Here is an 11,697-nt window from a genome sequence, read left to right as displayed (position 1 = left end):
TCGTGGAACAGCAGACAGGTGGGGGCGCCGTGCTCGCGGGCCGGTACCGGCTCGTGGTGCCCATCGGCCGGGGCGGCATGGGCAAGGTGTGGCGCGCGCAGGACGAGCTGCTGCACCGGACCGTCGCCGTCAAGGAACTGACGGCGGGTCTGTACGTCTCCCAGGCCGACCGGGACGTCATGCACGCCCGTACGCAGAAGGAGGCCCGGGCCGCGGCCCGGATCCAGCATCCGTCGGTCGTCACCGTCCACGACGTGCTGGAGCACGACGACCGGCCGTGGATCGTCATGGAGTACATCGACGGCCCCTCCCTCGCGGACGCGGCCAAGGAGGCCGGGCGGATCGAGCCCCGCGAGGCGGCCCGGATCGGCCTGCACGTGCTGGGCGCGCTGCGCGCCGCGCACGCGGTCGGCGTACTGCACCGGGACGTGAAGCCGGGCAACGTGCTGCTGGCCAAGGACGGCCGGGTGCTGCTCACGGACTTCGGCATCGCCGCGATCGAGGGCGACTCCTCCATCACGCGCACCGGTGAGATCGTCGGCTCCATCGACTACCTGGCCCCCGAGCGGGTCACCGGCGGGACCCCCGGCACGGCCTCCGACCTGTGGTCGCTGGGCGCCACCCTCTACACGGCGGTCGAGGCCCGTTCGCCGTTCCGCCGTACGTCACCCATCTCCAGCCTCCAGGCCGTGGTGAACGACGAGCCGCCCGCGCTGCGCCAGGCCGGGGCCCTGGGGTCGGTCATCACGGCCCTGCTGCGGAAGGATCCGGCGGACCGGCCCTCGGTCGAAGAGGCCGAACGGATGCTGCTGGAGGCGATGGAGGGCCGGGAGCCGAAGGCGGCGCAGGCGTTCGTGCCCACGCGCGCGGTGACCTCGGAGGAGCTCGCGACGGCCCGGGAGCGGACCGAGGATCCGGTCGCGCCCGCCGGCGTCGCGCAGACGGCCGCGCTGCCGGAACAGCCGGAGCAGGCGTCCTCGTCGCCCGGCGGGTCGGCGAACGGTTGGATCAAGCGGGCCGCGGCGATCGCCCTGGTGGCGGCGCTGCTCGGCGGCGGTGGTGTGTTCGGGCTGCTGAAGTACACCGGTGACTCCGGGAAGGGCGGCGGCGCGGACAAGAACGCGAGCGCCCCGGACGGGCGGAACGGCGATGCCGCCACAGGGGTCGAGGCCGATGTCGTACCGGCCGGGTGGACCGAGGTCACCGACCCGGCGGGCTTCACCCTGTTCGTGCCGGAGGGCTGGCACCGCCAGATGGACGGCAACCAGATCGACTACACCCCCGACAACGGCAAGCACCTGCTGCGGATCGCGGTCGACCCGAGTCCGGACTACGAGAACCCGTACATGCACGTGATCGACCTGGAGAGGCAGGTGCAGAGACGGACGGACTACAAGCGGCAGATCCTGAAGCCGAACACCTTCCGGGAGACCACCCAGGCCGCGATCTGGGACTTCACGTGGACCGAGAAGCAGAACAACCCCGGGCCGCGCCGGGCCATCGAGCAGATGTACATCGCCCCGAACGGCGCCGAGTACGCGGTGTACATGTCGAGCCCGGTCGTCGACTGGAACACGACCCGGCAGCAGTTCGACACGGTCCTCAGCGGCTGGGAGGCGCCCGCCGGGAAGCCCTGATTCCGCCATCCCGCAGGGAATCCGCCAGCAATCACTGGCGGAAATGACAAAATCCGGTTACCCACGGGTACCCAAAGGCTCGCTGGCGCAATACGCTCACCGCCATGACGGACTCGCAGGCCCCCGCCGCCCCCCTCCGGACCGCACCGCAGCCCACCAATCCGGTAGCCCCGGCTCCGGCCGGCGCGCGGACCGCCGCCGACGTGGTCACCCCCGACCTCGTCGCCCGGCTGACCCGCGGAGTGATCGGCTCCGGCCGCACCGCCAACCACACCCCCTTCACCGGGGACCGGTTGGCGGAGCTCCCCGAGGCCACCCCCGAGGACGTGGCGACGGCCTTCGAACGGGCCCGCGCCGCCCAGCCCGCCTGGGCCGCCGTCCCCGTGCGCAAGCGGGCCGCGGTGCTGCTGCGCTTCCACGACCTGGTGCTTGCCCGGCAGGCCGAGGTGCTCGACCTGATCCAGCTGGAAACCGGCAAGGCCCGCCTGCACGCCCACGAGGAGGTCCAGGCGGTCGCCGTCGCCGCCCGCCACTACGGCCGCAAGGCCCCCTCGTACCTGCGGCCCAAGGGCCACACGGGCGCCATGCCCACCCTCACCAAGGTCACCGAGCTGCGCCAGCCGCGCGGGGTCGTCGGCCAGATCGCCCCCTGGAACTACCCCCTGGAACTGTCGGTCGGCGACGCCCTGCCCGCCTTCGTGGCCGGCAACGCGCTGGTCATGAAGCCCGACACCGAGACCGCGCTGACCGCCCTGTGGGCCCGCGACCTGCTGATCGAGGCCGGGCTGCCCGCCGAGGTCTTCCAGATAGTCCTCGGCGAGGGCCCCGTCGTCGGCCCCGAGGTGGTCCGGCACGCGGACTACGTCTCCTTCACCGGCTCCACGCGTACCGGCCGCGAGGTCGCCCGGGGCGCGGCCGACCGCCTCGTCGGGGTCTCCCTCGAACTCGGCGGCAAGAACGCCATGCTCGTCCTGCACGACGCCGACATCGAGAAGGCCGCCGCGGGCGCCGTCCGCGCCTGCTTCTCCTCCGCCGGCCAGCTGTGCATCTCCATCGAGCGGCTCTACGTCCACGCCTCGATCGCCGACGCCTTCGTCGAGCGGTTCGCCGCCCGCACCAAGGCCATGCGGCTGGGCAGCTCCCTCGCCTACGGCGCCGACATGGGCTCCCTGGTCGGCGAGCGCCAGCTGGAAACCGTGACGCGGCACGTGGACGAGGCCGTAGCCAAGGGCGCCACCCTCGTCGCCGGCGGCACCGCCCGCCCCGACATCGGCCCCCTCTTCTACGAGCCGACCATCCTCGACGGAGTCGAGGCACCGATGGCGGTCTGCGGCGAGGAGACCTTCGGCCCGGTCGTCTCCATCTACCGCTTCACCGACGAGGACGCCGCCATCGCGGAGGCCAACTCCACCGCCTACGGCCTCAACTCCAGCGTCTGGACCAAGGACTCCCGCCGCGGCCACGCCGTCGCCGCCCGCCTGCGCACCGGCACCGTCAACATCAACGAGGGCTACGCCCCCGCCTACGGCAGCGCCCAGGCGCCCATGGGCGGCATGAAGGACTCCGGCCTCGGCCGCCGCCACGGCTCCGAGGGCATCCTCAAGTACACCGAGGCCCAGACCGTCGCCCACCAGCGACTGCTCCCCATGGCGCCCTCGCTGGGCATGGACGACGAGAAGTACGCGGCGTTCATGACCCGCAGCCTCAAGGTCATGAAGGCGCTGCGACTCCGTTGATCCTCCGACTCCGCTAAGGGGCAGCACCGTGTCTGAGTCGTACGACTACGACGTCATCGTCATCGGATCGGGCTTCGGGGGGTCGGTCTCGGCACTGCGCCTCACCGAGAAGGGCTACCGCGTCGGCGTCCTGGAGGCAGGGCGCCGCTTCACCCGCGAGAGCCTGCCCAAGAACAGCTGGGACCTGCGCAACTACCTGTGGGCCCCGGCCCTCGGGCTGTACGGGATCCAGCGCATCCACCTGCTCGGCAACGTGATGGTGCTCGCGGGCGCCGGCGTGGGCGGCGGCTCGCTCAACTACGCCAACACCCTCTACGTGCCGCCCACGCCCTTCTTCGAGGACCGGCAGTGGTCGTCCATCACGGACTGGCGCGACGAACTCGCCCCGTACTACGACCAGGCCAAGCGGATGCTGGGCGTGCGCCTGAACCCGACGATGACCCCCTCCGACGTCCACCTCAAGGCGGCCGCCGAGAAGATGGGCGTCGGGGACTCCTTCCACATGGCGCCGGTCGGCGTCTTCTTCGGAGACGGAGACGACGCCGAAGGACAGCCGAAGGTCCGCCCCGGGGACGAGGTCGCCGACCCGTACTTCGGCGGCGTCGGCCCCGCCCGCAAGGCCTGCACCGAATGCGGCGAGTGCATGACCGGCTGCCGGCACGGCGCGAAGAACACCCTGAACGAGAACTACCTGCACCTCGCCGAACGCGCCGGCGCCGTCATCCACCCCATGACGACGGTCACCGCGCTCTCCGACCACCCCGACGGCGGCTACCGCGTCCGCACCGTCCCCACCGACGGGCGGCGCAAGGGCAAGCCGAAGGTCCTGCGCGCCCGCTACGTCGTCGTCGCGGCGGGCACCTACGGCACGCAGACCCTGCTGCACACGATGAAGGACCGCGGGGAGCTGCCGCGCCTCTCGGAGCGGCTCGGCGACCTGACCCGGACCAACTCCGAGGGCCTGGTCGGCGCGCAGACCGACGACCGCCGCTACCGCAGGCGCCACGGCAAAGAGGGGCGGGCCGACTTCACCCGCGGCGTGGCGATCACCTCCTCCGTGCACCCCAACGCCGACACGCACATCGAGCCCGTCCGCTACGGCAAGGGCTCCAACGCCATGGGGTTCATGACGGTCCTCCAGGTCCCCTACGGCCCGCACCGGGTCCGCGCCTGGTTCGCCCGCACAGCCAAGCACCCCGTGCAGCTGCTGCGCTCCCTCTCCAACCGGCGCTGGTCGGAGCGGACCATCATCGGCCTGGTCATGCAGTCGCTGGACAACTCCCTGACGACCTACCGCAAGCCCGGCGGCATCGGGAAGGGCCTGCTCACCGCCCGCCAGGGCCACGGCGCCCCGAACCCGGTGCAGATAGCGGAGGCCACGCAGGCCGCGACCCTGCTCGCCGAGGAGATCAACGGCTTCCCGGGCAGCAACATCGGCGAGCTGATGGGGACCCCGCTGACCGCGCACTTCCTCGGCGGCTGCCCGATCGGCGCCTCCCCCGAGGAGGGCGTGGTGGACCCGTACCACCGGCTCTACGGGCACCCGGGCATCTCCGTGGTGGACGGCGCGGCCGTCTCCGCGAACCTCGGGGTCAACCCGTCGCTGACGATCACGGCGCAGGCGGAGCGGGCGATGTCGTACTGGCCGAACAACGGCGAGCGGGACCCGCGCCCCGAACAGGGCGCGGCCTACGTACGCCTCGCCGCGGTGGAACCGGTCCGCCCGGCGGTCCCGAAGGAGGCCTTCGGGGCGTTGCGGCTGCCGTTCCTCGCGATCCCGGAAGTGCCGCCGAAGCGGGACAACTGAGACGGACCTCCGGGACGGGCCGTCCGAGAATGGCCGGGTCGGTACCGCGCTCCCCCTCCGAGCGCGGTACCGACCGCGGTACATGAGTGACAGGTGGTCAGCGCGGATGGTTGTACCGGAATCCGTCATGCCGGGCTGTGGCGTCCGTCACGTGGCGAAGCGCGCAACTGCGGGCCCGGTCCGGCAGTCAAGTGGGGCATGAGAAAGCGCATCTCCCTGCTGGCGGCGTGCGGTCTGGTGGCCGTGGGTCTGGCCGCCACCCCCGCGAACGCCGCGGATCCCGTCTTCAGGCTCACCAGCCCGGCGGAGATCGGCCTGCGCCCACACCCCGGGCAGAGCGGCAAGCCGCAGAAGACCACCGTCGAGTTCCGCGTCGAGAACAACACCGGGAAGGTCTTCGACCGGCCGAGCACCTTCACGATCGACCTGAGCACGCTCAAGGGCGTCGCCGACGCCGTGATCGCCCCGGACCAGGCCAACGACTGCAAGATCGTCGCCGCGGCGGTGACCTGCAAGGACTGGGCGATCTGGACGCACGGCAGCAACGTCGTCACCCTGGACCTCACCGCCGCCAAGGACAGTGAGGTCGGCAAGGTCGTCGACCTGACGATGACCGGCACGGCCGAGGGCGCGACCTTCAAGCCGACCACCACCAAGGTCAAGGTCGGCGGCCCCGACCTGGTCATGGAGAAGACCCCCCTCAAGGCGAAGCTGACCCCGGGCGAGACCCAGCCGCTGCCGATCGTCTTCGGCAACGAGGGCACCGAGTCCGTCAACGGCGTCGCACTCGAAATCAGGACCACCCACGGCATCGGGCTGGTCGAGCGGTACGACAACTGCTCGTACAGCGAGCTCGACAGCACGGACCAGCCGTGGAACGTGGGCTGGTCCACCGCGGTCTGCATCCTCGAAGGCGAGTACGAGCCGGGCACCGTCTACGAGGTGAAGGGCGAGGCGCTGACCCTCAAGGCGGCCCCGCACGCCTTCATCGACGGGATGACCTACGCGGTCCACGCGGCCGGCGACCAGCCGAAGACCACGGAGAAGCTGGTCAAGCCCGCCACGGGCAAGAAGCTGGCCGTCGCGGAGCGGGCACCCAAGTCCGCCGGGCTGCGGTCCGCGGAGATCGACCCCTGGAACAACCAGCAGGAATTCGACTTCCAGACGAAGAACACCGCCGACTTCGTGGCGGGCGCCGTGTCCCTCAAGGGCAAGGCGGGCGAGACGGTGAAGACCTCCTTCGGCTTCGAGAACAAGGGCCCCGCGTGGGTCGCCTACCTGCGCTCGGGTGAGGACGTCGCCCTCACGGACATCGTGATCCCGCAGGGCGCGAAGGTCACGAAGGCTCCGGAGCAGTGCCGGGGCGTCAACGCCGACGGCGGCCACCGCGAGGAGACCCTGGGCGCCCCGCGCTACTTCTGCTCGACGACCCACGTCGTGGGCGAGAAGCAGAAGTTCGCCTACCCGTTCGAGCTGAAGATCGAGAAGGTAGTGGCCGACGCCACCGGCTCCGTCTCGGTCGGCCAGTGGGCTCCCGGGGGCAGCAAGCCGCAGGACTTCGACCCGAACCATGCCAACAACAAGGCCGCCTTCGTGATCAACGGCAAGGACTCCGGCGGCACGCAGACCCCGGGCCCGACCACCACCGGCAGCCCGACGCCGACGGCCCCCGCGACCACGACGGCCACGCCGAGCACGACCACGGGCGCTCGGCCGAACGGCGGCCTCGCCGACACCGGCAGCAACGCCGGCCCGCTCCTGATCGGCGGCGCGGTGCTCGTGCTGTCCGGTGGCGTGCTGTTCCTGACGTTCCGCCGCCGGCCCGCCGGGCGCGCGTGACGACGTGACGTCGTAGGCAGACACAAGAACGGCCGGTCCGGGGCGTCCCCCGGGCCGGCCGTCTTTTCTGGGGTGACCGGGCTGCTGTCCCCTGCCGTCCGGTCACGCGAAGGAGCGAGGTCCCACGACGCGCGCTCCACCGAGCACCCGTCTCATCGCTCCAGCGGAGCCACGCGTGGTGTTGCGGTCCCGCACCTGGCTGGCACGGACAACCTCACCAACGAAGTGCCCCGGCGGCCGTCACGGTCCGGACGAGTGACGAACAGGCGTCAGGCGTCTGGCGTCAGGCGTCACACGCGGCCCCGGCACAGTTCCAGCAGGGTCATGGCCAGGGCCGTGCCGGGCTTTCCGAGGGCATCGCTCCAATGCGACAGCACCTCCATCTCGCGCGACAGGTGCACCCGCCGCCCGCCGGAGGTGATCCGGGCCTCCTGGATCACCGTCGAGACCGCCATCCGCTCCTGGATCAGCCCGATGATCCGGTCGTCGATGGCGTCGATGCGGGTACGGGAGTCGGCGATCAGCTGCTCGGGGGTGGTGGTGATCGTGGTCATGGTCTTCTCTCCTGTCGGGTGGGGCCCTCGGGACCGGAGAAGCGCAGAGCGCCCCGGTCCTGTCGGACCGGGGCGCTCTGGGAAGTCAGCGGCTCAAGCGAGCATCACGATGACCCATGGCGACCGGACCGGCCGGTGCCATAGGTAAAGAGGAAGCTCAGCTGCTTGCGCATGAACGGGATTATTGCCTCCCGTCCCGCTCCGGGCCAAGCAGGTTCGGATGGTGAGACGAATGGGGACCCACGTCCCCCGTTAGAATCGACAAAACAACCACCTCTTCCGCCGGAAGGCCGCCCCGTGCCAGAAGCACCCTCCGCCGCCCACGACAGCGCCCCGGACACGGTTCTCGTCGTCGACTTCGGCGCCCAGTACGCCCAGCTCATCGCCCGCCGCGTCCGCGAGGCACGGGTCTACAGCGAGATCGTGCCGAGCTCGATGCCCGTTGACGAGATGCTGGCCAAGAACCCCAAGGCGATCATCCTCTCCGGCGGCCCGTCCTCCGTGTACGAAGAGGGTGCCCCGCAGCTCGACCGCTCGCTGTTCGAGGCCGGGGTCCCCGTCTTCGGCATGTGCTACGGCTTCCAGCTGATGGCGACCACCCTCGGCGGGCAGGTCGACAACACCGGTGCCCGCGAGTACGGCCGCACCCCGCTGGCCGTCTCCAAGGCCGGCTCCACCCTGTTCGAGGGCACCCCCGAGAACCAGTCGGTGTGGATGTCCCACGGCGACGCCTGCTCCGCCGCCCCCGAGGGCTTCACCGTCACCGCGTCGACGAACGTCGTCCCGGTCGCGGCCTTCGAGAACGACGAGAAGAAGCTGTACGGCGTGCAGTACCACCCCGAGGTGATGCACTCCACGCACGGCCAGCAGGTCCTGGAGCACTTCCTCTACCGCGGCGCCGGCCTGGAGCCCACCTGGACCACCGGCAACATCGTCGAGGAGCAGGTCGCGGCCATCCGCGAGCAGGTCGGCGACAAGCGCGCCATCTGCGGCCTCTCCGGCGGCGTGGACTCCGCGGTCGCCGCGGCCCTCGTGCAGAAGGCCATCGGCTCGCAGCTGACCTGCGTCTACGTCGACCACGGCCTGATGCGCAAGGGCGAGACCGAGCAGGTCGAGAAGGACTTCGTCGCCGCCACCGGCGTGCAGCTGAAGGTCGTCGACGCGCAGGAACGCTTCCTGAACGCGCTCGCCGGCGTCTCCGACCCGGAGACCAAGCGGAAGATCATCGGCCGCGAGTTCATCCGCGTCTTCGAGCAGGCCCAGCTGGAGATCCTCCAGGAGGAAGGCCCCGCGGTCGCGTTCCTCGTACAGGGCACCCTGTACCCGGACGTCGTCGAGTCCGGCGGTGGCACCGGCACCGCGAACATCAAGTCCCACCACAACGTGGGCGGCCTCCCCGACGACATCGAGTTCGAGCTCGTCGAGCCGCTGCGCCAGCTGTTCAAGGACGAGGTCCGGATGGTCGGCCAGGAGCTCGGCCTGCCGGAGGAGATCGTCCAGCGCCAGCCCTTCCCGGGCCCCGGCCTCGGCATCCGCATCGTCGGCGAGGTCACCAAGGAGCGCCTGGACCTGCTCCGCGAGGCCGACGCCATCGCCCGCCACGAGCTCACCGCCGCCGGTCTCGACCGCGAGATCTGGCAGTGCCCGGTCGTGCTGCTGGCCGACGTCCGCAGCGTCGGCGTGCAGGGCGACGGCCGTACCTACGGCCACCCGATCGTGCTGCGCCCAGTCTCCTCCGAGGACGCGATGACCGCGGACTGGACGCGCATGCCGTACGAGGTGCTCGCCCGGATCTCCACCCGCATCACCAACGAGGTGCCGGAGGTCAACCGCGTGGTCCTCGACTGCACGAGCAAGCCCCCGGGCACCATCGAGTGGGAGTAGTCCCCACCCGGACGCGTACGAGGCCGCCGCTCCCTCCGGAGCGGCGGCCTCGCCGTTTCTCTGGCCACTTGGCGGGCGCGCCGGTACCTTGCGCCGCGAACCGAAGGAGGGGCCATGCCCGATCAGCCCGTACCCGTGCCCGTGGAGCGGCTCGGCTTCGAGATGCCGCCCGTGCACGACACCGTCGAGTCGGCCCGCGCCCACCGCAAGCAGCGGCTGGCGGAGGCGCTGCGGCTGCTGGCGCGGCTCGGGTACGAGGACGGGGTGGGCGGGCAGATCACCGCGCGGGACCCCGCGTTCGAGGACTGCTACTGGGTGAACCCCTTCGGGCGGGCCTTCGCCACCCTCACCGTCGACGACCTGCTGCTGGTCGACGGGGACGGGCGGGTCCTCCAGGGCGGGCGCCGGGTCAACGAGCTGGCCTTCGCCGTGCACGCCGCCGTCCACCGGGCGCGCCCCGGCGCGGTGGCGGTCGTGCGCGCGCAGGCCCCGTACGGCAGGGCGCTCGCGGCGCTGGGCGAACTGCTGGCCCCGATCACCCAGGAGGCCTGTGCCTTCTACGAGGACCACGCGCTGCTGGACGAGTTCACCGGGGCGGACGATCCCGGCCGGATCGCGCACGCGCTGGGCCCGTACAAGGCGCTGGTCCTGCGCAACCGCGGGCTGCTGACGGTCGGGGACTCGGTGGACGCGGCGGCCTGGTGGTTCATCGCGGCGGAGCGGGCGGCGCAGGTGCAGCTGATCGCCCGCGCGGCCGGGAAACCGGTGGCCGTCGACCACCGCGCGGCGGTCGCCACGCGGGAGCGGTTCGGGTCCGATCTGGCCGCGTGGGTGAGCTACCAACCCCTCCGCGAAGAGGTGGCGTCAACATCATGAACGGTTAATCACCTGCTCTGACATCGTGCGCAATCCGGAGCACTGCCGCAGTGGTGCACAATTCGCTGGCATTGCACCGTAGTTCAGAGAGGCGGCACGCACGTGGCTGTCCAAGAGATGTCCCGGGGTACTCATACGGCCGCCTGCGGCTGCGAGGAGTGCGCCCGGGAGGGGCACCGGCGCGCGGTCGCCGCGTTCCTGGAGAAGCGCGACGAGTTCGCCTCCGGGCAGGGGGTGCCGGCCGCCGTCGCGCACTCCCTCGGCGCCTCCCGCCAGTGGGTCTCCGACGAGCTGACCCTGTCGGCCCGCACGGTCGCCGACCGGGGCCGGGAGGCCGGGAACTCCTGGCTGTACCTGTTCTCCCGGCGGGCCGTCCTCGCCGTGTGGATCGCCGCCGGGGTCCTGCTGCTGGTCCAGGTCGGCACCGCACTCGGCACCGGCTGGTCCACCGCGCGCACCGCCGGTCTGCTGGCCGCCCTGGTGCTGGCCGGGCTGCTCACGGTCGCGGCACGCGCCCAGTCGGTGCGCGGCGGGCTGCTGGCACCGCTGGTCGGAGAGGACAACCGGCTGTCCACCTCGAAGGCGGCGGCGAGCGCCTGGGTCGTGCTGACGGCCTTCGCGACGCTGCTTCCCGCGCTGCGGCTGGCGGCCTCCTCGCCGGGCCCCGAGCGCCAGGCCCTGTACGCGGGTCTCGCGCTGGACCGGGCGCTGCCGCTGCTGGCCGTGGTCTCGCTGACCTCGGGCGTGGCGGTGCTGGTGCGCCGGGTGGTGTCCGTACGGATCATGGGGCAGCGGCTCCAGAAGCTGCCCGCCGACCGGCCGCGCGGGGTGGACCTGCTGACGGACGACGCGGGGCGCGGCAGTTTCCCGGACGCGCAGTACGTGCTGGTCTCCACGGTGGTGCTGGCCTACGCGGCGGTGTCGCTGGCCCGTTTCCCCGAGCGGCTCCCGCAGCTGCCGTGGGCGCTGGCCCTGCTGGTGGCGCTGTCGGCCGCGGTGTACCTGGCGGCGAAGTACGCGGAGGGCAGCCGCCCGCTCGTACTGTCGGTGGTCCGCAGACGGGAGCCCGGGGACCTGGACGCCGCCGTCCGCCCCGGGGACGACATCGAGATCCGGGGCGTGGGCTTCGTACCGCCCGGGGCGCAGACGCCGGAGATGCTGGCCCGGCTGGTGGTGCGGATCGGGACGGTCCACGTGCACGTGCCGCTGGTCCCGGTGGCGGGCGGGTTCACCAACCCCTCCGACGCGGTGCTCACGGTGCCGGTTCCGGCGGAAGTGGAGCCCGGACGGATCGAGATCCAGGTGGTCACGGCCGCCGGGGTGGAATCCAACCGATGCAGCATCGACGTTGCCGAGTGATCGGG

At 71.7% G+C, this 11,697-nt stretch carries 8 protein-coding genes; 7 read left to right on the top strand and 1 reads right to left on the bottom strand.

Annotation, left to right across the window (positions count from 1 at the left end):
* Positions 1-2 precede the first annotated feature (2 nt).
* The 4 genes from ACFV9H_RS25560 to ACFV9H_RS25545 all read left to right on the top strand — a co-directional run bounded on the left by ACFV9H_RS25560 (position 3) and on the right by ACFV9H_RS25545 (position 7,019).
* On the top strand, positions 3-1,637 hold the full coding sequence (locus tag ACFV9H_RS25560; protein WP_385402262.1) for a serine/threonine-protein kinase: 1,635 nt from the start codon (positions 3-5) through the stop codon (positions 1,635-1,637).
* Positions 1,638-1,741: 104 nt separating this feature from the next.
* Positions 1,742-3,373: a succinic semialdehyde dehydrogenase gene (locus ACFV9H_RS25555; protein WP_385402260.1), complete on the top strand. Its 1,632-nt coding sequence runs from the start codon at positions 1,742-1,744 to the stop codon at positions 3,371-3,373.
* 28 nt (positions 3,374-3,401) lie between these two features.
* Positions 3,402-5,180 carry a GMC oxidoreductase gene (locus ACFV9H_RS25550; RefSeq protein ID WP_385402257.1) on the top strand — a complete coding sequence of 593 codons (1,779 nt, stop codon included), beginning with the start codon at positions 3,402-3,404 and terminating at the stop codon, positions 5,178-5,180.
* 198 nt (positions 5,181-5,378) lie between these two features.
* Entirely contained in the window at positions 5,379-7,019 is a 1,641-nt protein-coding gene (locus ACFV9H_RS25545) for an LPXTG cell wall anchor domain-containing protein (protein ID WP_385402254.1), read from the top strand.
* 290 nt (positions 7,020-7,309) lie between these two features.
* Here the strand turns inward: ACFV9H_RS25545 and ACFV9H_RS25540 are convergent, their stop codons facing one another.
* A complete protein-coding gene (locus ACFV9H_RS25540; protein ID WP_385402251.1) occupies positions 7,310-7,573 on the bottom strand; it encodes a chorismate mutase in 264 nt (87 codons plus the stop codon).
* A 297-nt stretch (positions 7,574-7,870) separates the two neighbouring features.
* Between ACFV9H_RS25540 and guaA the strand changes: the two genes are divergently transcribed.
* The 3 genes from guaA to ACFV9H_RS25525 all read left to right on the top strand — a co-directional run bounded on the left by guaA (position 7,871) and on the right by ACFV9H_RS25525 (position 11,692).
* Complete coding sequence (gene guaA / locus ACFV9H_RS25535) at positions 7,871-9,457, top strand: glutamine-hydrolyzing GMP synthase (RefSeq protein WP_385402248.1); 1,587 nt, start codon at positions 7,871-7,873, stop codon at positions 9,455-9,457.
* 114 nt (positions 9,458-9,571) lie between these two features.
* Entirely contained in the window at positions 9,572-10,333 is a 762-nt protein-coding gene (locus ACFV9H_RS25530; protein WP_385402246.1) for a class II aldolase/adducin family protein, read from the top strand.
* 102 nt (positions 10,334-10,435) lie between these two features.
* Positions 10,436-11,692: a hypothetical protein gene (locus ACFV9H_RS25525; protein WP_385402243.1), complete on the top strand. Its 1,257-nt coding sequence runs from the start codon at positions 10,436-10,438 to the stop codon at positions 11,690-11,692.
* The last annotated feature ends 5 nt before the right edge of the window (positions 11,693-11,697 follow it).

The sequence above is a fragment of the Streptomyces sp. NPDC059874 genome (genome assembly GCF_042731135.1).
In the GTDB taxonomy this organism is placed as follows: domain Bacteria; phylum Actinomycetota; class Actinomycetes; order Streptomycetales; family Streptomycetaceae; genus Streptomyces.
The sequence above is the reverse complement of the archived record's forward strand: the minus strand, read 5'-3'. Positions and strand labels throughout refer to the sequence as shown.

Excerpts from the sequence above, each read along its gene's own strand:
- ACFV9H_RS25540 (WP_385402251.1), bottom strand. The coding sequence starts at position 7,573 with ATGACCACGATCACCACCACCCCCGAGCAGCTGATCGCCGACTCCCGT.
- ACFV9H_RS25530 (WP_385402246.1), top strand. The coding sequence starts at position 9,572 with ATGCCCGATCAGCCCGTACCCGTGCCCGTGGAGCGGCTCGGCTTCGAG.
- ACFV9H_RS25545 (WP_385402254.1), top strand. The coding sequence starts at position 5,379 with ATGAGAAAGCGCATCTCCCTGCTGGCGGCGTGCGGTCTGGTGGCCGTG.
- ACFV9H_RS25555 (WP_385402260.1), top strand. The coding sequence starts at position 1,742 with ATGACGGACTCGCAGGCCCCCGCCGCCCCCCTCCGGACCGCACCGCAG.